General features: G+C 71.9%; 17 protein-coding genes. 9 read left to right on the forward strand and 8 right to left on the reverse strand.

The features are described from left to right. Nucleotides 1–60 precede the first annotated feature (60 nt). Entirely contained in the window at nucleotides 61–219 is a 159-nt protein-coding gene (locus O7607_RS22140; protein WP_269707125.1) for a hypothetical protein, read from the reverse strand. Nucleotides 220–230: 11 nt separating this feature from the next. Here O7607_RS22140 and O7607_RS22145 point away from each other — a divergent pair, with 11 nt between their 5' ends. Next, the gene (locus O7607_RS22145) at nucleotides 231–596 is read left to right on the forward strand and encodes a GNAT family N-acetyltransferase (RefSeq protein WP_269707061.1); all 366 of its coding nucleotides are present in this window, start codon (nucleotides 231–233) and stop codon (nucleotides 594–596) included. Between the two features lie 6 nt (nucleotides 597–602). Here O7607_RS22145 and O7607_RS22150 read toward each other — a convergent pair whose 3' ends face one another. Both O7607_RS22150 and O7607_RS22155 read right to left on the reverse strand, forming a co-directional pair. Beyond that, entirely contained in the window at nucleotides 603–788 is a 186-nt protein-coding gene (locus O7607_RS22150; RefSeq protein ID WP_269705092.1) for a DUF397 domain-containing protein, read from the reverse strand. Further along, nucleotides 779–1,546, reverse strand: coding sequence for a DUF5753 domain-containing protein (locus O7607_RS22155; protein WP_269705093.1), 768 nt, complete (start codon nucleotides 1,544–1,546; stop codon nucleotides 779–781). The genes O7607_RS22150 and O7607_RS22155 overlap by 10 nt, the downstream gene beginning before the upstream one ends. Before the next feature lie 88 nt (nucleotides 1,547–1,634). On the opposite strand from O7607_RS22155, the gene O7607_RS22160 reads away from it, so the two are divergent. After that, the gene (locus O7607_RS22160) at nucleotides 1,635–1,949 is read left to right on the forward strand and encodes a hypothetical protein (protein ID WP_013475922.1); all 315 of its coding nucleotides are present in this window, start codon (nucleotides 1,635–1,637) and stop codon (nucleotides 1,947–1,949) included. Between the two features lie 65 nt (nucleotides 1,950–2,014). On the opposite strand, the gene O7607_RS22165 is transcribed toward O7607_RS22160, so the two are convergent. Further along, the gene (locus O7607_RS22165; RefSeq protein WP_269705094.1) at nucleotides 2,015–4,870 is read right to left on the reverse strand and encodes an aconitate hydratase; all 2,856 of its coding nucleotides are present in this window, start codon (nucleotides 4,868–4,870) and stop codon (nucleotides 2,015–2,017) included. A 156-nt stretch (nucleotides 4,871–5,026) separates the two neighbouring features. Between O7607_RS22165 and O7607_RS22170 the strand changes: the two genes are divergently transcribed. Together O7607_RS22170 and O7607_RS22175 are read left to right on the forward strand one after the other, a co-directional pair. Continuing rightward, nucleotides 5,027–5,383, forward strand: a complete 357-nt coding sequence (locus O7607_RS22170) for a VOC family protein (protein WP_269705095.1) — start codon at nucleotides 5,027–5,029, stop codon at nucleotides 5,381–5,383. A gap of 23 nt (nucleotides 5,384–5,406) precedes the next feature. Continuing rightward, the gene (locus O7607_RS22175) at nucleotides 5,407–6,060 is read left to right on the forward strand and encodes a DedA family protein (RefSeq protein WP_269705096.1); all 654 of its coding nucleotides are present in this window, start codon (nucleotides 5,407–5,409) and stop codon (nucleotides 6,058–6,060) included. 733 nt (nucleotides 6,061–6,793) lie between these two features. On the opposite strand, the gene O7607_RS22180 is transcribed toward O7607_RS22175, so the two are convergent. Both O7607_RS22180 and O7607_RS22185 read right to left on the reverse strand, forming a co-directional pair. Further along, the gene (locus tag O7607_RS22180; protein ID WP_269705097.1) at nucleotides 6,794–7,582 is read right to left on the reverse strand and encodes a hypothetical protein; all 789 of its coding nucleotides are present in this window, start codon (nucleotides 7,580–7,582) and stop codon (nucleotides 6,794–6,796) included. Between the two features lie 41 nt (nucleotides 7,583–7,623). After that, entirely contained in the window at nucleotides 7,624–7,815 is a 192-nt protein-coding gene (locus O7607_RS22185; RefSeq protein ID WP_269705098.1) for a hypothetical protein, read from the reverse strand. Here O7607_RS22185 and O7607_RS22190 point away from each other — a divergent pair. Together O7607_RS22190 and O7607_RS22195 are read left to right on the forward strand one after the other, a co-directional pair. Continuing rightward, the gene (locus O7607_RS22190; protein ID WP_269705099.1) at nucleotides 7,814–8,575 is read left to right on the forward strand and encodes a hypothetical protein; all 762 of its coding nucleotides are present in this window, start codon (nucleotides 7,814–7,816) and stop codon (nucleotides 8,573–8,575) included. The two genes, O7607_RS22185 and O7607_RS22190, sit on opposite strands and share 2 nt — an antisense overlap. A 41-nt stretch (nucleotides 8,576–8,616) precedes the next feature. After that, the gene (locus O7607_RS22195; RefSeq protein ID WP_030274248.1) at nucleotides 8,617–9,006 is read left to right on the forward strand and encodes a hypothetical protein; all 390 of its coding nucleotides are present in this window, start codon (nucleotides 8,617–8,619) and stop codon (nucleotides 9,004–9,006) included. 52 nt (nucleotides 9,007–9,058) lie between these two features. On the opposite strand, the gene O7607_RS22200 is transcribed toward O7607_RS22195, so the two are convergent. Further along, on the reverse strand, nucleotides 9,059–10,570 hold the full coding sequence (locus tag O7607_RS22200; protein WP_269705101.1) for an APC family permease: 1,512 nt from the start codon (nucleotides 10,568–10,570) through the stop codon (nucleotides 9,059–9,061). A gap of 198 nt (nucleotides 10,571–10,768) precedes the next feature. On the opposite strand from O7607_RS22200, the gene O7607_RS22205 reads away from it, so the two are divergent. Further along, nucleotides 10,769–11,422 carry a GOLPH3/VPS74 family protein gene (locus O7607_RS22205; protein WP_128137146.1) on the forward strand — a complete coding sequence of 218 codons (654 nt, stop codon included), beginning with the start codon at nucleotides 10,769–10,771 and terminating at the stop codon, nucleotides 11,420–11,422. 39 nt (nucleotides 11,423–11,461) lie between these two features. On the opposite strand, the gene O7607_RS22210 is transcribed toward O7607_RS22205, so the two are convergent. Then, a complete protein-coding gene (locus O7607_RS22210; RefSeq protein ID WP_269705103.1) occupies nucleotides 11,462–12,061 on the reverse strand; it encodes a GNAT family N-acetyltransferase in 600 nt (199 codons plus the stop codon). A gap of 197 nt (nucleotides 12,062–12,258) precedes the next feature. Here O7607_RS22210 and O7607_RS22215 point away from each other — a divergent pair, with 197 nt between their 5' ends. Beyond that, the gene (locus O7607_RS22215) at nucleotides 12,259–12,903 is read left to right on the forward strand and encodes a cellulose binding domain-containing protein (RefSeq protein ID WP_269705105.1); all 645 of its coding nucleotides are present in this window, start codon (nucleotides 12,259–12,261) and stop codon (nucleotides 12,901–12,903) included. A gap of 142 nt (nucleotides 12,904–13,045) precedes the next feature. Then, nucleotides 13,046–18,544 carry a pullulanase-type alpha-1,6-glucosidase gene (pulA, locus tag O7607_RS22220; RefSeq protein WP_269705106.1) on the forward strand — a complete coding sequence of 1,833 codons (5,499 nt, stop codon included), beginning with the start codon at nucleotides 13,046–13,048 and terminating at the stop codon, nucleotides 18,542–18,544. Nucleotides 18,545–18,587: the final 43 nt, after the last annotated feature.

An 18,587-nucleotide genomic window follows, 5' to 3' on the forward strand; every position in this document is an offset into this window, starting at 1 on the left:
CCCCCGTTGTTCATCGCGATGTCGGCAACGTATCGACGTGCTTCGGATCGTGTCAACGAATCATGGACGTCGATTGTTTGCAGTGTCGGATGTGCGATCGGGGAACATTATCGAATTCCAATTCAGCACCTCCGCCAGGGTCTTCGGTCGCGGGTAGTAGCGCATCACGAGCGGGTCGCCGAGCATGGCAGCCACGTCGTCGAGGTCGTCGACGGTCATCGCTGGACTGGATCCGCTGGAACGAGGGCCTCTACCGCGACCACGGCTTCGGACTGTGGGTGCTCAGGTCACGGGCGACAGGCGAGTTCGTCGGCGACTGCGGCCTCACTCCGCAGCCGGTGGACGGGGTGACGGAGGTCGAGGTCGGTTACCACCTGCGAACCGGGGTGCAGGGTCGCGGATTCGCCACGGAAGCGGCGGCCGCGTGTCGCGACCACGCGCGCGACCGGCTGGGCGTCGACCGCCTCGTCGCGATCATCCACCCCGACAACACGCCCTCGCAGCGGGTCGCGGAGCGGATCGGGCTGAGCTTCGAGCGTGCGACCACGTCCGAATCGGGGGATCCGGTGCACGTGTGCGCCGCGCGCCTGGCCTGACCGGGCTCAGCGGCGGGTCGACGCCACGAACCGGGTCCACGCGGCCGGGGTGAAGGTGAGCACCGGCCCGGCCGGGTCCTTCGAGTCGCGGACGCCGACCACGCCGGGCAGGTTGCCGGCGACCTCGACGCAGTTGCCGCCGTTGCCGCCGCTGCGGGTGCTCTTGCGCCATCGGGCGCCGCTCAGGTCCATGCCGCTGCCACTTCCCTCAGCAGTTCCAGGGTCCGCGCGCGGGGCAGCGCCTCGCCCCGGATGCGTTCCCACCGACGCTCCAGGGTAGCAATCTCCGAGGGCTGTTCGATGATCTGCGCGCGGGCCTGGCTGTCCACATGCGCCACCCGGTTGCCGTCGCGCAGCTCCGCGATGACGAACGGCCCGTCCAGCCCGGGATAGGTCGGTGTGTCCACCGGCACCACGTGGAGCTGCACGTTCGGCAGCTCGGCGCAGGTGAGCAGGTGGGTCACCTGCGCGGCCATCAGCGCGCGGTCGCCGGCGGCGGCGCGGCGCAGTACCTGCTCGTCGAGCACCACGACGTACAGCGGCCCGCGCGGCCGGGTGAGGATGCCCTGCCGGTCCAGCCGGGCGGTGACCAGGTCGGTGACCTCGTCGGCGGTCAGTGGCTGGCCGATGAAGGTGGCCCGGGCGTACGCCTCGGTCTGCAGCAGGCCCGGCACCCACGCCAGCTCGAACGTGCGTAGCGCGACCGCCTCGCGTTCGATGTCCACCCACGGGCGGAACCAGACCGGCTCGCGGCGGCGGACCGCGTCCGGCCAGAGCGCCTCGATCGGCTGGCCCAGCAGGTTCGCCACAGTCGCGCGGTGCCGGCTCTGCGGGATGTGCCCGGGGTTCGCCCATCTGGCCACCGTCTTCGGATGCAGGCCGAGCCGTTCCGCCAGGCTCTCGGCGGTGTGGCCGGCGCCGGCCAGCGCGGTGACGAAAGCATGGTTCATGCCCGTTCCTCCCCGGAGCAAAAGAACCGTCCGAAGGAGATTACACAACGCTGTGTGATTGTTCGGGCACCCTCGGCACGGTGGAGGCATGACCGAACCGACACCTACATCGGCGTACCCCCGGGTGGTGCTGCCGCTGACCGGCCACCGCGCGTGCGGTCCGGCCTGGCGCTGCGACCGCTGCGGTGAGCCCTGGCCGTGCCCGACCCTGCGGGCCGCGCCCACCGACGCGGCCCGCCGCGCCACGATGATCCCCGAGTTCTCCCGGCTCACCCGGCAGGCCATCCGCGACCTGCGCGGCCGGCCCGACGGCCCGGACCCGATCGCGATCGTGCGGCGTTTCCTGTGGTTCCTGCCGCTCACCGACGCGGAGGCACGCGCCGTCGCGCTCCGGCTGCGATGACCACGGTACGGCGAGGGCCGCTTCCCGCCGGAGCGGGAAGCGGCCCTGTGTCAGCCGTACGCGAATCAGCTCGCGATCATGCGGCGCAGCACGTACTGCAGGATGCCGCCGTGCCGGTAGTAGTCCGCCTCACCCGGGGTGTCGATGCGGACCACGGCGTCGAACTCCACACCGGTGTCGGTGGTGACCTTCACCGTGCGCGGGGTGTCGCCGTCGTTCAGCGCGGTGACGCCGCTGATCGAGAACGTCTCCGTGCCGGTCAGGCCCAGCGACTCGGCGGTCTCGCCGCCCGGGAACTGCAGCGGCAGCACGCCCATGCCGATCAGGTTCGAGCGGTGGATCCGCTCGTACGACTCGGCGATGACCGCCTTCACGCCCAGCAGCATGGTGCCCTTCGCGGCCCAGTCCCGCGACGAGCCCGAGCCGTACTCCTTGCCGGCCAGGATGACCAGCGGGACGCCCGCCTCCTGGTAGGCCATCGAGGCGTCGTAGATCGAGGTCTGCTCGCCGGTCAGGTGGTTGACGGTGAAACCGCCCTCCACGCCGGGGACCAGCTGGTTGCGCAGCCGGATGTTGGCGAACGTGCCCCGGATCATCACCTCGTGGTTGCCCCGACGGGAGCCGTACGAGTTGAACTCGTGGCGGGCCACGCCGTGCTCGGCCAGGTACTTGCCGGCGGGGGAATCCGCCTTGATCGAGCCGGCCGGGGAGATGTGGTCGGTGGTCACCGAGTCGCCCAGCTTCGCCAGCACCCGCGCGTCCGCGATGTCCTGCACCGGGGTCGGCTCCTGCTGCATGCCCTCGAAGTACGGGGGCTTGCGCACGTACGTCGACTCGCCGTCCCAGGAGAACGTATCACCGGTCGGGGTGGGCAGCGACTGCCAGCGCTCGTCACCGGCGAACACGTCGGCGTACGCGGCGCTGAAGCCGGTCGCGCCGATCGCGGAGGCGATGACGTCCTGGATCTCGGCGCTGTTCGGCCAGATCTCCCGCAGGAACACCGGGTTGCCCTGGGCGTCCTCGCCGATCGGCTCGTTTGCGAGGTCGATGTCCATGGTGCCGGCGAGCGCGTACGCGACCACCAGCGGCGGCGACGCCAGGTAGTTCATCTTGACGTCCGGGTTGATCCGGCCCTCGAAGTTCCGGTTGCCGGACAGCACCGACACGACCGCCAGGTCACCGTCGTTGACGGCGGCGGAGACCTCCTCCGGCAGCGGGCCGGAGTTGCCGATGCAGGTGGTGCAGCCGTAGCCGACCAGGTTGAAGCCGAGCTTCTCCAGGTACGGGGTGAGGCCGGCGCGGTCGTAGTAGTCCATGACGACCTTCGAGCCCGGCGCCAGGGTGGTCTTCACCCACGGCTTGCGGGCCAGGCCCTTCTCCACCGCGTTGCGGGCCAGCAGCGCGGCGCCGATCATGACCTGCGGGTTCGAGGTGTTGGTGCAGGAGGTGATCGCGGCGATCACCACGGCGCCGTGGTCCAGCTCGTACTCGACGCCGTCGGCGCCGGTCACGCGTACCGGATTGCTGGCCCGGCCGCCCGCGCCCACCGCGGCGGTCTCCAGGTCGCGCGGCGCGTCCGCCGGGTCGTTGACGCCGTTGGCGGGGGAGTCGCTGGCCGGGAAGGACTCGGCCGACGCCTCGTCGGCCGGGCCGTCGGCGCCGAACGGCTTCTCCTGCTGCGGCACGCCCGGCTTGCGGCCCGGGTCGCCACCGGTCTCGTCGGCTGCCACGTAGTCGCTGAGCGCGGCGCGGAACAGCGTCTTGGCGCTGCCGAGCGGCACCCGGTCCTGCGGGCGCTTCGGGCCGGCCAGCGACGGCTCGATGGTGCTCAGGTCCAGCTCGAGGCGCTCGGAGTACTCCGGCTCGCGCTCCGGGTCGTGCCAGAGGCCCTGCTCCTTGGCGTACGCCTCGACCAGCGCCACCTGCTGTGCGTCGCGGCCGGTCAGCTCCAGGTAGCGGACGGTCTCGGCGTCGATCGGGAAGATCGCCACGGTCGAGCCGTACTCCGGCGACATGTTGCCGATGGTGGCGCGGTTCGCCAGCGGTACGGCGCTCACGCCCGGGCCGTAGAACTCGACGAACTTGCCGACCACGCCGTGCTTGCGCAGCATCTCGGTGATGGTCAGCACCAGGTCGGTGGCGGTGGTGCCGGCCGGCATCTCGCCGGAGAGCTTGAAGCCGACGACCCGGGGGATCAGCATGCTGACCGGCTGGCCGAGCATCGCGGCCTCGGCCTCGATGCCGCCGACGCCCCAGCCCAGCACGCCCAGGCCGTTGACCATGGTGGTGTGCGAGTCGGTGCCGACGACGGTGTCCGGGTACGCCTGGCCGTTGCGCTCCATGATCGTACGGGCCAGGTACTCGATGTTGACCTGGTGCACGATGCCGGTGCCCGGCGGGACGACCTTGAACTCGTTGAACGCGGTCTGGCCCCAGCGCAGGAACTGGTAGCGCTCCTTGTTGCGCTCGTACTCCAGCTCGACGTTGCGCTCGAAGGCGTCCTCGCGGCCGAACAGGTCGGCGATGACCGAGTGGTCGATGACCAGCTCGGCCGGGGCCAGCGGGTTGACCTTGGTGGCGTCGCCGCCCAGGTCACGGACCGCCTCGCGCATGGTGGCCAGGTCGACCACGCAGGGCACGCCGGTGAAGTCCTGCATCAGCACCCGGGCCGGGGTGAACTGGATCTCCACGCTCGGGTCGGCGGTGGCGTCCCACGCGCCGAGCTGCTGGATGTGGTCGGCGGTGATGTTCGCGCCGTCCTCGGTCCGCAGCAGGTTCTCCAGCAGGATCTTCAAGCTGTAGGGCAGCCGCTCGTGGCCCTCCACCTTGTCGATCCTGAAAATCTCGTAGCTCGCGTCTCCGACGCGTAGCTGGGTCTTCGCACCGAAGGTGTCGAGGCTCGCCACGTCGTACTCCTTCACACCAGCGACCGTGAGTAGTCCTGAGCAGTTTGTCGCACCGACCGGAGCGCCGCCGTGCTTAGGCAACACTTACCTGCGTCGGTCTTAACAAAACCGTACGTCCGTCTTGCTATCCACGCAACCTCGTGCCACGCTGCGGGACGAGGAGGTGCCACCATGATCCATCACGTCCTGCTCGCCTGCCCCCGCGGCTCCGAGGACGCGTCCCGCTCCTTCTACGCCGGCCTGCTCGGCCTCACCGAGAAGCCCAAACCCCCGGCCCTCGCCGCCCGCGGCGGTTGCTGGTTCACCGGGTACGACGCCGAGCTGCACCTGGGCGTCGAGGACGACTTCCGTCCGGCCCGCAAGGCGCACCCCGCGCTGGTGCGGCCCGACCTGGACGAGCTGGCCGCCCGCCTCGACGCCGCCGGACACGCCGTGACCTGGGGCGACGACGAGATTCCCGGCATGCGGCGGTTCCACACGTACGACCCGCACGGCAACCGGCTGGAGTTCTTGGCCCCCGCCGGGTGACCGGGCGCGGGTAGGGTCGGCGGGTGGTCGACGTACAGCACTGGCTCGCCGCGCTCCCACCGGGCCTGATCTGCCTGCTCGTGGGCGCGGTCATCGGCGTGGAGAGCATGGGCATCCCGCTGCCCGGCGAGATCGTGCTGGTCAGCGCCGCCCTGCTCGCCGCCACCGGCGCCGTCGGGCCCGAGTGGGTGGCCGCCGCCGCGGCGACCGGCGCCATCGTCGGCGACTCCATCGGGTACGCCGTGGGCCGCCGTGGTGGCCGTCCCCTGCTGGAACGGCTCGGCCGGCGCTTCCCGAAACACCTCGGCCCGGCACACCTGGCCCGCGCCGAGTTGAGCTTCGCCCGGCACGGCGTCTGGGCGGTGTTCTTCGGGCGGTTCGTCGCGCTGCTGCGCATCCTGGCGGGCCCGCTAGCCGGAGCACTGCGTGTGCCGTACCGCCGGTTCCTGGTCGCGAACGCCGCGGGCGGGCTGGTCTGGGCGTTCGGCACCACCTACCTGTTGTTCTACGTCGGGCAGGCCGCCGAGCATTGGCTCAAGGACATCTCCTGGGCCGGATTGGTGCTGGCCGTGCTGGCCGGCGTGGCAAGCACCGCGTGGCTGCGCCGCCGCGCCAAGCGCCTGCCCCAGGCCGAAGCCCCCGACCAGCCCACCCCGGTCCCAGCCACCGACCGCTGACGCCGGACACCCAACCGCCCCGCCCGAAGGCGGACGACCAGTCCAGCGCTCCCAGGGCATCACCGGCCAGGGCGCAGCGCGCTCTCCTCACGCCGTCCCGCCCTCGCGCCGACTCGCCCTCCCGCCACTCCACCCTCGCGCCCGCCCGCCCTCGCGCTGGCCCGCCCCCGTGCGGTGATCAAGGAGTTTGTGTCCTGTGAGGGCTCCCGCAGTGACACAAACTCCTTGATCACCGACGCGGAGTGAGGGTGGGGCGGGGCGGATGGGGGAGGGCCGGGTCGGCAGGGCGGGGCGTGGCGGGCCCGGAGCCGGCCGGGCAGGCGGGGCGGTTCGGGCAGGCAGTCCGGGCCGGCTGGGCGATGGGCGGGGCGACCGGCGGCGGGGCAGGGGCAGGGCGCGGTGGACCGGTTGGGCCGGGTGACCGGGGTGACCGGTTGCACGGGTGAAGGGGCTGCGCGCGATGCCGCGCGCCTGCCCTGCCCCGTCGATCATGAAGTTGGCGGTGGCTGGAGGCCGATTTGTCGCCGCCAACTTCATGATCGACGCGGTGGGGGCGGTGGGGTTGGGGCTGTGGTGCTTCTGGGGCGCCCCTGCTCGCGGTCACCCCTTGGGGTGGTGGAGATCTTGGTAGGAAACGGCCCCTATGAGGGCCGTTTCCTACCAAGATCTTTGTGCGTTCCGCTCTGCGGGACGGCGATCCTGGGAAGTGGGCGGTGGGCGGGGGCGGCCGGGGTCAGGGGGCGGTGAGCAGGGCGATCAAGGTGTCGCGGGCGGTGCGGACTGCGGCCCGGGACTCCTCGGTGTGGTCGAGCGCGTCGAATCCGTGCTGCCCGTTCGGCACGTCCACCACGCACAGCGGGATGCCGCGCCGCCGCGCGACCACAGTGAACGCCTCGACGGTGGGAGCGACCTCGGGCCGTTCCCGACCCGCCCGGGTCAGCACGAGCGTCGGCCGCGCCGCGCCCTCCGCATGCGCGGCGTCGACGGGAGAGTCGGGAGAGGCCGTGCCGGACGGAGCGGCGGGCTGGTCCAGCGCGTCGACCGGGCGGAAGCGCGGGTCCACCGGCGGCCATCCGGGCAGCGGCGCCAGCAGCGGGTAGGTGGCGGCCACGCCGCGCAGCCAGGCGGGCGGGTCACGGAGCCAGTCGCCGAGCAGCAGGCCGGCGCCGGAGAAGAACCAGAGGCCGAGCCGGTCGGGGTCGACGCGCGGGTCGGCGCGGAGCAGTTCGGCGGCGGCGGCCACCCGGGCGGCGACCGTGTACAGGTCGTCCGGGCTCGCCACGGTGAGCCGGGGGATCGCGGCCAGCACGCCCGCCTCGGCGAGCAGCGCGCCGTAGCCGCGGTAGAGCGGCCAGTCACGTGCGTCGGGGGCCTCGGGCGGCCCCGGTACGCCGTGCACGACCACGACGGCGGGATGCCGGCCGTCGCCGGTGGGCACGTGCAGGTCGACGTCGCCGTGCCGCTCCACGGCGGCAGGTGGGGGATCGAGGACGAACGGGCTCTCCCAGAAAACGGTTCCCATCATGACAATGGTAGGAGAATCCGCCGTCCGCGACCGTCCCGTCAGGACGGCGGCGAGGCCTTGGCGTGCCGTTCGCGCAGCCGGTCCCGGATCTCCTCCGGCGTGTACGCCCGGCGCCGACGCTCGGCCCGGGCCACCACCACTCCGGTCGCCGCGACGCCGGCGAGACCCGCGAGACCGAGTACCTTCCACCACCGCATCCGTTGCCGCATCCGCATAGGGTAGTCCTCCATGAGCATCAGCCTGGACGAGGCCGTGGAGCTGACCCGCACCGGCGATCTGTGGGTGTTCCGCGGACGCAGCGTGCCCGACCGGGCCATCCAGCTCACCACGAACAGCCCGGTGAACCACGTCGGCATGGCCGTGGTGCTCGACGACATGCCGCCGCTGATGTGGCACGCCGAGCTGGGCCGTTCGCTGCCGGACATGTGGACCGGCACCCACCAGCGCGGCGTGCAGCTGCACGACCTGCGGGACGCGGTCTGCGTCTGGGCCAACCGGTACGGCCAGCGGGGCTGGCTGCGCCAGCTCGAACCGCCGGCCGACACGGCGATGGAGGAGGCGGTGCTGCGTACCGTGGCGCGTCTGGACGGGACGCCGTTCCCGTCCACCGCGCAGCTCGCCTGGCGGTGGGCCCGGGGCCGGTTGCCGCACCCGCGCCGCCTGAGCCTCGGCGGCCTGCGGGGCAGGGCCGGCGACCGGAACCAGATGGGCATCCTGAGCAAGATCATCGAAAGAGGCGATACCGGCGACCGAGCCGAGACCGGCGACACCAGCGGGATCGGCGACACCGGTAGGGAGAACGCGGCAGCACTGGAGACGGCGTACTGCGCCGAGGTGGTCGCGGTGACCTACGAGGCGATGGGTCTGCTGCCCGCCGGGCGGCGGCCCAACTGGTACGACCCGGGCCGGTTCTGGAGCGGCGACGACCTGGCGCTGCGCGGCGGCGCGCACCTCGGCGCCGAGATCGAGGTGCGGATCCCGCCGCGCTGAGGAAGGTTTGCCGCGAGGGCGCGCCGGTAATGAGGAGCGTCGTGACGGCTTCCACCGACCTCGACACGCTCACCGACTTCTTCGACCGGTACGGCGTGGCGCTGACCACCGCCGACGTGCCGGCCATCGCCGGCTGCTACGCCCTGCCCGGGCTGGTGGTCGCCGACACCTACAGCTTCTCGTTCACCTCGCCGGCGGCGGTGGCGCTCAGCTTCGTCGGCGCCGCCCCGGACTACCAGGAGCGGGAACTCGTCGCGGCGAACGCGCAGATCGAGGACGTGCAGCAGATCTCGGCGCTGCTCACCGAGGTGGCGGTGCGCTGGGAGTTCCTGGACAGCCAGGGCGGCGCGGTGCCCGGCGAGCGCTACCGCTACCTGCTGCGCACCACCGAGGACGGCCCGGTGATCTGCACCGTCATCCGTACCGCCTGATCGTGGTGGTGCGGCGGCCGGCCACGCGGGCCGGCCGCCGCACCGACGGGCGTCAGCGGTGGTGGGCGCCGGCCCAGCGGTCGGCCTCGGGGGCCGGGTGCAGGCCGGGCTCGTGCAGGCCCTCCTCGGTGACCTGGCCGATCCGGCGGTAGGTCTCCGGCCGGCTGGTACGCAGGATCACGCCCCAGATCAGGCCGAGCACCCCCGCCGCCACCGGGATCGCCGGCAGCAGCCACTTCAGGTAACTCGCCGTGTCGGGGGCGAGCAGCGCGTCGAAGTTGAACAGCAGCACCAGCAGCACGGCGGTGAGCAGGACCGTGCCGAGCCCCGGCGCGATCGCCCGCTGCCACGCGCTCTCCGGGCCGGGACGGCCCCGGAAGAAGCCCACCACGGAGGCCGAGGTGAGCGTCATCAGCAGCACGACGCCGACCGCCGCCGCGCCGGACAGCCAGGTGAACAGGTCGATGACCGGGTCACGGCCGGTCATCGCGAACGCCAGGAACACCACCACGGCGAGGATGCTCTGCATCACCGAGCCCGCGACCGGGGCGCCGCTGCGGCTGGAGGTGGCGCCGAGGAAGCGCGGCAGGACCCGCTCCCGGCCCAGCGCGAACAGGTAACGCGCCACGCCGTTGTGGAACGACAGCAGGGCGGCCAGCACGCTGGTGATGAACAGGACGTTGGCGATGTCGGCGACGACGGCGCCGGTGTACTGGTCGAGCGCGCCGAAGATGATGCCCGGACCCGCCTCGGCGCTGGCCGCCGGGGCGTTCTCCGGCCCGGTGAGCACGGTGAGCGCCCAGGCCGAGAAGGCGTAGAACAGGCCGGTGAACGCGACCGCGATGTAGGTGGCGCGAGCCACGGTGCGCCGCGGGTCCTTGACCTCTTCGCTGTAGATCGCGCCGCTCTCGAAGCCGGTGAAGGAGGCGATGGTGAACGCGAGCACCGCGCCGAAGCCGGCGCCGAACAGGTGGCCGGGGCTGATGCCGGCGGTGGTGACGGTGCCGCCGTCGGGGTTGGCGAAGGCCACCAGGTCGAAGATCAGCACGGCCACGCACTCGAGGATGAGCAGGACGGCGAGGACCGTGGCGTTGAGGTCGATGCGCAGGACGCCGAGCGCGCCGATGAACACCCAGGCCAGCAGCGCCCAGACCCACCAGTCGAGGCTGATGCCGGTCTTGGCGTCCATGAAGTCGCCGAGGATCGCGCCGAGCAGGCCGTACAGACCGATCTGGATCGCGTTGTACGCCGCGAGCGCGACAGCCGAGCCGGCCACCCCGCCGGCCCGGCCGAGGCCGTTGGCGATGTACGCGTAGAAGGCGCCCGCGTTGGCGACGTACCGGCTCATCGCGGCGTAGCCGGTGGCGAAGACGGCCAGTACGGCGGCGAGGAGCACGTATCCGAGCGCGGCGCCGATGTTGCCGCTGACCGCGTACATGGTGGTGACACCACCGCCGAGAACGGTCAGCGGGGCGGACGCGGCGACGGTGAAGAAGACGAGGTGAGCGGTGCCGAGACGACCGCGGCGCAGCCCACCGTCGGAGAAGAACGGATCGGAGGACAAGGCTTCTCCAGGGGAGGGAGTGAGGGGATTGAGGTGTCTACTTCGGAACAACCTGAAGCAGGGTATTGGTGATCACGTATCGTGACAACCCCGCTTCGATATCGATTGGGGTGCGCGTGATCGCCCGGAATTGAGCTGTGCGTGGTCATGCCGTACCGTCCCGTGTCGACGATCACGGCCACCGTTCGAGGATGGACCATGACCTACCCCGGGGCACAGGCCACTTACCGGCTTGCGGATGCGCTGTTCCTTATCGGACACGACGAGTTCACCGGCAAGCCACACGTCGCCGTCGACCGGCTGGAGTGCGGGCTGGCCGGCGCCGCGCTCGCCGAGCTGATGTTCGAGGGCCGGATCGCCCTCGACGGAGGGGGGATCGCCGCTGTCGACCCGCGGCTGTGGCAGGAGCCGCTCACCGACCTGCTGATCACCGAGATCCTGCGCCGCGAGGGCGCGCATCCGGCCCGGCTGTGGATCCGTTACCTGCGGACCCAGCTCAACATCAACGAGCGGGTGGGCACCCGGCTGGTCACCGCCGGCGTCCTGCGCCGGGAGCAGGGCAAACTGATCGGCCGGACGGTGCGCTGGCCGGCCATCGACCCGAACCAGGCGGCGTCACCGCGGGTGCGGCTGACCGCGATGCTGATGCACTCGTCCCCGGCCGAGCTGGACCCTGGCACGCTGCTGCTGGCGACGCTCGCCGAGGCGGTCGGCCTGGCCGCGCACATCTTCGACCCACAGGTGGCCACGCGGATGCGCGACTGCCGCCGGTTCCTGCCGGCTCAGCTCGAGGGGCTGCTCGCCGCCGTCGTGGGCGCGCTCGACGTCACCACCACGACGGTACGGCGCTGACGTCCCGCCCCGGGCCGAGCCGGGGCGGGACGGCACCGGTCAGGCCGGGTCGCGCCACATCGGCTGGAGGCTGGGGCCTTCCGGCAGGTCCAGCGTGACCGGGCGGCGCCGGAATCCGAGCCGCTCGTAGAGCGCGGCGTTGCGCGGCGAGCTGGCTTCCAGGTACGCCGCGGTGCCGGCCTGATCCAGCTCGGCCAGCTTGTTACGCAGCAGCGCCGACCCGACGCCCTTGCCGTGATGGTCCGGGTGCACCCCGATGAAGGGCAGGTACCAGTGCGGCTCTCCGGGGTGCTGGGCGCTCATCATCTCGTCGAGCGTGCCGAACCGCTTCATGGCCTCCGCGCCGATGGCGGTCTCCATCCCGTCGAACTCGTCGCCGTCCTCGGCGTCGTGGCCCTCGCCGGTGGGCAGCCAGAGCGTGACGCCCAGCCCGTCACCGGCGATGTACACCTCACCGGTGCGCAGCGCCAGCGCGACGAACGGTGCGAAGAAGGCGCGGTGGACCCGCGCGCGATGGTCGTCGTCGGGGAAGACCCAGCCGCTCACCGGATCCCGCATGAAAGCCTCGGCGAGAATCGCCGTCACGACGGCGGCGTCCGTCGCGGACGCCCGCCGGATACTGTCCTGCCACTCAGTCACTGGCTATCCGTCCTACCGGCTCGACGAGCCATTGTGGTCATTGATCGGCGTGCAAGGTATCAGGTGCGAGGCACCGTGCGGCAGGGCTCGGGCGGGACGCTCGCCGCCACCCGGTCCGGGTGGCTACGCTGGCCCGGACCCCCGACAGGAGGACCATGTCCCGCACGCGCCGCCCCGGTCCGCAGCCCGGAGCTGCCATGACCTCGTCTCCCTGGATCCTCGTCGCCGCCGGCGTGGTCGTGATGGTGGTCCTGCTGGTGGTGGCGCTCGGCTCGGTGCGGGGCCGCAGTACGTTCCCGGCAGCCGGTCCGGCCGATCCGGTGATGTCGCTGCCGCAGGTCCCGCCGACGCCCACGGCGGCCGGTGCCACCGGTCCGTCGTCGGTGTCCGCCACCGCCCCGGTGGTGCCGGGTCTGTCGCCCCGGTCCACGGTGCTGCCCGCCCGGCCGACGCCGGCCGCGTCGACTCCGAGCCCTCGGGGTGTGGCCCGGCCGGTGCTGCCCCCGCCGTCTCCGTCCGCGCCGCCGTCCGCGGTGACCGGCCGGTACAGCGTGGCGAGTGCGTTCGACGGCGGCTTCATCGGTGAGGTGCTGCTGGTAAACACCGCGCGTACGGCGCACGGCTGGACGATCCGTGCGGTGTTCCCCGGTGGCCGGCTGGTCACCGCCTGGGTCGAGGGCGCCGAGCAGGGCGTGTTCCGCTTCGACGACGGCGTGTTCACCTACCGCAGCGGGTTCGACCTGGCCCCCGGGCAGTCGCTGCCGGTGCGGTTCCACATCGAGCGGGCCGGCACCCGCCCGGTGAGCTGCACCGTCGACGGCACATCCTGCGCCGAACGCTAGGTCGCACGGCCCGGTAGGGCCCGGCGTCGGTGCCTCCTCTTGCAAGGTGGCTGCTTTGTTGCGGCAGTGTTTGCAAGGTATTGCAGAATGTTTCGGCAAGGGCTAGCGTGCGGGCGAATCAGCGACCAGAGAAAGGCCGTCGATGAAACCGCCGCCGATATCCCCCAAGGCGCTGCTCGCCCTGGTCACCTCCCTCGTACTCACTCTCGTCGGCGTGCCGGTGGCCCTCCACCAGCTCGGCGCCGACGCCACCGGCCCGGCCGCCGCCACCCCCGACGTGCTGGCCGCCGGCAACGCTCCGCAGTGGAACCGCGAGCCGTCCCCCGACGCGCTGCTCAAGGCCGCCACCAGCACCAAGAAGGCGGAGCAGTTCTACTTCGTCCTGCCGGACCGCTTCGCCAACGGCGACAAGCGCAACGACACCGGCGGCCTGACCGGCGGCCGGCTCACCACCGGCCACGACCCGGCCGACAAGGGCTTCTACCACGGCGGCGACCTCAAGGGCCTGATCGACCGGATGGACTACATCCAGGGGCTCGGCACCACCGCCATCTGGCTCGCCCCGATCTTCAAGAACCGGCCCGTGCAGGGCACCGGCGCCGACGTCTCGGCCGGCTACCACGGCTACTGGATCACCGACTTCACCCAGGTCGACCCGCACTTCGGCACCAACGCGGAGCTGAAGAAGCTGGTCGACCTCGCCCACCGCCGGGGCATCAAGGTCTACCTCGACATCATCGTCAACCACACCGCCGACGTCATCCGGTACGCCGAGGACAAGTACGGCTACGTGGACAAGAAGACCGCGCCGTACCGCGACGCGCAGGGGCGCCCCTTCGAGGACTGCAACTACGCCGACGGCACCCGGAAGTTCCCGGCCGTGAACTCGACGTCGTTCCCGTACACCCCGGTGTTCGCCACCCCGGCCGACGCGAAGGTCAAGGTCCCGGCGTGGCTGAACGACCCGACCATGTACCACAACCGCGGTGACTCCACCTTCGCCGGGGAGAACAGCGAGTACGGCGACTTCTTCGGCCTCGACGACCTGTGGACCGAGCGTCCCGAGGTGGTGCGCGGCATGACCGACATCTACGCCGAGTGGATCGGCAAGGCCGGTGTGGACGGGTTCCGCCTCGACACCGTCAAGCACACGAACCTCGACTTCTGGCCGCAGTTCGCCCGGGGCGTCGAGGCCGCCGCGGCCAAGGCCGGCAAGAAGGACTTCTTCATGTTCGGCGAGGTCTACAGCGCCGAGCAGGAGATCCAGTCCACCTACGTGCGGCAGGGCGGACTGCCCGCCACGCTGGACTTTTCGTTTCAGGAGGCGGCACGCGGGTACGCCGCCGCCGACGGCTCGGCCAAGGCGCTCGCCGACGTCTACGCCAAGGACGACCTGTACTCCGCGCGCGACACCAACGCCAACCGGCTCACCACGTTCCTGGGCAACCACGACATGGGCCGGATCGGCTCGTTCGTCGCCGCCGCCGGTGGTGACGACGCCGCCCAGCTGAACCGCAGCAGGCTCGCCCACCAGCTCATGTTCCTCACCCGTGGCCAGCCGGTCGTCTACTCCGGCGACGAGCAGGGCTTCACCGGACCGGGCGGCGACAAGGACGCCCGGCAGGACATGTTCGCCTCGCGGACCGCCGACTACCTCGACGACGACCTGATCGGCACCACCCGCACCCACGCCGTCGACCAGTACGACACCCGTCACCCGCTCTACCGGACCATCGCCGAGCTGGGCAAGCTGCGGTCGGCACACCCGGCGCTGCGCGACGGTGTGCAGGTGACCCGGTACGCGGCCGACGGGCCCGGCGTCTTCGCGTTCTCCCGCGTCCTGCCGTCCGACCGGATCGAGTACGTGGCCGCGGTGAACAACGCCGCGACCCCGCAGACTGTCAGCGTGGACACCTGGTCGGCCGGCGCCCGCTTCACCGGCGTGTACGGCGACGCCGCGGGCGCGACCGCCGGCGCGGACGGCAAGCTGAGCGTCACCGTACCGGCGATGTCGGCGCTGGTGCTGAAGGCCGACCGGGCGATCCCGCAGGCCGGGGCACCGAAGGTCACGATCACCGAGCCGGGCGACACCCCGGTCCCGGGCAAGGCCGCCGTCACCGCCCAGGTGACCGGCGACCCGCTCGCCACCGTCACGTTCGCCGCCCGGGTCGCGGGCGGCAAGTGGACGCTGCTCGGCACCGCGCAGCGTGCGCCGTACACCGTGCACCACGACCTGACCGGCCTGCCCGGCGGCACCCGCGTGGAGTACAAGGCGGTGGTCCGCGACGGCAAGGGCCGCACCGCCACCGCCCGCGCCACCGGCACCGTCGGCACCCCCGACCAGGGCGAATCGCGGGACTGGGCGATCGTGCACTACCAGCGCCCGGCCGGCGGGTACGACGACTGGCGGCTCTACGCCTGGGGCGACATCGACCCGGCGTACGTGACGCAGTGGCCCGCCGGGCAGCCGTTCGCCGGTGAGGACTCGTACGGCCGGTTCGCCTGGGTCAAGCTCAAGCCCGGCGCGAAGTCGGTCGGCTTCCTCGTGATCGACGGCGACGGCAACAAGGACGTCGCGAACGACCGCACCATCGACGTGACTGCGACCGGCGAGGTCTGGGTCAAGCAGGGCGACCCGGCGGTCTACCCGACGCGGCAGGCCGCCACCGGCGAGCCCGACCCGCCCGTCGCGCAGGACACGGCGCTGATCCACTGGCGCAAGGCCGACGGCAACTACGACGGCTGGGGCCTGCACCTGTGGGACGGCGCGGCCACCCCGACCGACTGGGCCGCGCCGCTCAAGCCGGAGAAGATCGACGCGTACGGCGCGGTGTTCCGGGTGCCCCTGGCCGCGGGTGCGACCGGGCTGAGCTACATCATCCACCGAGGCGACGAGAAGGATCAGCCCGATGACCAGCGGCTCGACTTCGCCTCCGCGGGGCGTGAGGTGTGGCTCCTGGCCGGCGTGAAGGGACGGCTGCTGCCGACCACCACGTCCGGCGCCGCCAAGGACCTCGACATCACCAAGCAGAAGGCGCACTGGATCGACAGGTCCACTGTGGCCTGGCCCACCGGGCCGACCGACGGGCGGCGGTACGCGCTCGCCGTCGCTCCGGCCGGTGGGATCGGCCTCGCCGACGGTGAGCTGACCGGCACGTACACCACCATCGGGCTGCGGGCGCAGCGCAACGGGCTGACCGAGGCGCAACGGCAGGCGTACCCCCATCTCTGGGCCTCGCGCGCCTTCACGCTGGACCGCGCCGACCTGGCCAAGGTGCCGGCGGCGCTGCGCGGCCAGCTCGTGGTGACCGAGCGGGACGCCGAGGGCGCGCTGCTCGCCGCCACCGGCGTGCAGATTCCCGGTGTGCTCGACGACGTCTACGCGGCGGCGACCGGCGCGAAGCTCGGCCCGACGTTCGCCGGGCGGGTGCCCACCCTGGCGGTGTGGGCGCCGACCGCGCGGACCGTCTCGCTGGAGCTGTTCGACTCACCCACGGCCCAGCCGACCACTGTGGCGATGCGCCGCGACGACCGCACCGGCGTCTGGTCGGTACGCGGCACGAAGGCGTGGAACGGCCGCTACTACCGCTACCGGGTGCAGGCGTGGCAGCCGGCCACGCAGAAGATGGTCACCGCGTCGGTGACCGACCCCTACTCGGTGGCGCTCGCGGCGAACTCCACGCACAGCCAGATCGTCGACCTGACCGATCCGGCGCTCGCGCCGGCCGGCTGGGCGAACCTGCGCAAGCCGGCCGCCCCGCCGGCGTCGAAGATCCAGATCTCCGAGCTGTCGGTGCGGGACTTCTCCATCGCCGACACCACAGTTCCGGCCGACCGGCGAGGGACGTATCTGGCGTTCACCGACCCGAACACGGCGGGCATGAAGCACCTGCGGGCGCTCGGCGACGCCGGGGTCAACCACCTGCACCTGCTGCCGGCCTTCGACTTCGCCACCATCCCGGAGAAGCGGGCCGACCAGGCCCGGCCGAACTGTGACCTGGCCGCGCTGCCGCCGGACTCCGACGAGCAGCAGAAGTGCGTCGCGGCGGTCGCCGGCACCGACGGCTACAACTGGGGGTACGACCCGCTGCACTACACGGTGCCCGAGGGCGGGTACGCCGTCGACCCGAACGGCGCCAAGCGCACCACCGAGTTCCGGCAGATGGTCGCCGGGGTGAACAAGGCCGGCCTGCGGGTGGTGATGGACGTGGTCTACAACCACACCTCGGCCGCCGGCGCCGACCCGAAGTCGGTGCTCGACCAGGTGGTGCCGGGCTACTACCACCGGCTCCTGGAGGACGGGACCGTCGCCAACTCCACCTGCTGTGCCAACACCGCCCCGGAGCACGCCATGATGGGCAAGCTCGTGGTGGACTCGCTGGTCACCTGGGCCAAGGCGTACAAGGTGGACGGTTTCCGGTTCGACCTGATGGGCCACCACCCGAAGGCGAACATCCTGGCCGTACGGGCCGCGCTGGACAAGCTCACGCTCGCCCGCGACGGCGTGGACGGCCGCAAGATCCTGCTCTACGGCGAGGGCTGGAACTTCGGCGAGGTCGCCGACGACGCCCGCTTCACGCAGGCCACCCAGGCCAACATGGCCGGTACCGGCGTCGGCACGTTCAACGACCGGCTCCGCGACGCGGTGCGCGGCGGCGGCCCGTTCGACGCCAACCCGCGGGCGCAGGGCTTCGCCTCCGGCCTGTACACCGACCCCAACGGCGACGACGTGAACGGTTCGGCGGCGGACCAGCGGGCCCGGCTGCTGCACCAGCACGACCTGATCAAGGTGGGGCTGACCGGCAACCTGCGCGGCTACCGGTTCACCGACTCCACCGGCAAGCGGGTCACCGGCGCCCAGGTCGACTACAACGGCGCGCCGGCCGGATACACGGCCGCGCCGGGCGAGGCGGTCACCTACGTCGACGCGCACGACAACGAGATCCTGTACGACGCGCTGGCGTACAAGCTGCCGCAGGGCACCTCGGCGCAGGACCGGGCCCGGATGCAGGTGCTCGCGCTGGCGACCACGGCGCTCGGGCAGGGCGCCGGGTTCGTCACCACCGGCTCGGAGCGGCTGCGCTCGAAGTCGCTGGACCGCAACTCGTACAACTCGGGGGACTGGTTCAACCAGATCCGCTGGGACTGCGCCCAGGGCAACGGGTTCGGTGCCGGCCTGCCACCGGAGGCCGACAACCGCGACAAGTGGTCGTACGCGAAGCCGCTGCTGGCCGACCCGTTGCTGGTGCCGGACTGCGCGGCGATCGAGTTGGCGAACGCCCGGTACGCGGAGCTGCTGCGCGTGCGCCGGTCCTCGCCGGTGTTCGGGCTCGACACCGCCGAGCAGGTGCAGAAGCGGGTGGCGTTCCCGCTTTCCGGGACGACTGAGACGCCGGGCGTGCTCACCATGACCCTCGACGCCCGCGGGCTGGACGGGACGTGGAAGTCGGTGACCGTCGTCTTCAACGCCACGCCGGAGACGGCGAAGCAGACGGTCACCGGGCTGCGCGGGGCGAACGTGGCGCTGCACCCGGTGCTGCGGAACTCGGCCGACCCGGCGCTGCGTACCGCGTCGTTCGACCGGGCCGCCGGCACGTTCACCGTACCCGCGCGCAGCGTGGCGGTGTTCGTCCAGAGCTGACCGCACGGCCGACCGGCCCCCTGCCACGTCACGTGGCAGGGGG

The organism is Micromonospora sp. WMMA1949, assembly GCF_027460145.1.
In the GTDB taxonomy this organism is placed as follows: Bacteria; Actinomycetota; Actinomycetes; order Mycobacteriales; family Micromonosporaceae; genus Micromonospora.

What these genes read in the sequence shown, in the direction of transcription:
- O7607_RS22160 (WP_013475922.1), top strand. Translation starts at nt 1,635, where the DNA reads ATGACCGAACCGACACCTACATCGGCGTACCCCCGGGTGGTGCTGCCG.
- O7607_RS22185 (WP_269705098.1), bottom strand. Translation starts at nt 7,815, where the DNA reads ATGGAGGACTACCCTATGCGGATGCGGCAACGGATGCGGTGGTGGAAG.
- O7607_RS22140 (WP_269707125.1), bottom strand. Translation starts at nt 219, where the DNA reads ATGACCGTCGACGACCTCGACGACGTGGCTGCCATGCTCGGCGACCCG.
- O7607_RS22155 (WP_269705093.1), bottom strand. Translation starts at nt 1,546, where the DNA reads ATGAACCATGCTTTCGTCACCGCGCTGGCCGGCGCCGGCCACACCGCC.
- O7607_RS22180 (WP_269705097.1), bottom strand. Translation starts at nt 7,582, where the DNA reads ATGGGAACCGTTTTCTGGGAGAGCCCGTTCGTCCTCGATCCCCCACCT.
- O7607_RS22170 (WP_269705095.1), top strand. Translation starts at nt 5,027, where the DNA reads ATGATCCATCACGTCCTGCTCGCCTGCCCCCGCGGCTCCGAGGACGCG.
- O7607_RS22190 (WP_269705099.1), top strand. Translation starts at nt 7,814, where the DNA reads ATGAGCATCAGCCTGGACGAGGCCGTGGAGCTGACCCGCACCGGCGAT.
- O7607_RS22215 (WP_269705105.1), top strand. Translation starts at nt 12,259, where the DNA reads ATGACCTCGTCTCCCTGGATCCTCGTCGCCGCCGGCGTGGTCGTGATG.
- O7607_RS22205 (WP_128137146.1), top strand. Translation starts at nt 10,769, where the DNA reads ATGACCTACCCCGGGGCACAGGCCACTTACCGGCTTGCGGATGCGCTG.
- pulA (WP_269705106.1), top strand. Translation starts at nt 13,046, where the DNA reads ATGAAACCGCCGCCGATATCCCCCAAGGCGCTGCTCGCCCTGGTCACC.
- O7607_RS22150 (WP_269705092.1), bottom strand. Translation starts at nt 788, where the DNA reads ATGGACCTGAGCGGCGCCCGATGGCGCAAGAGCACCCGCAGCGGCGGC.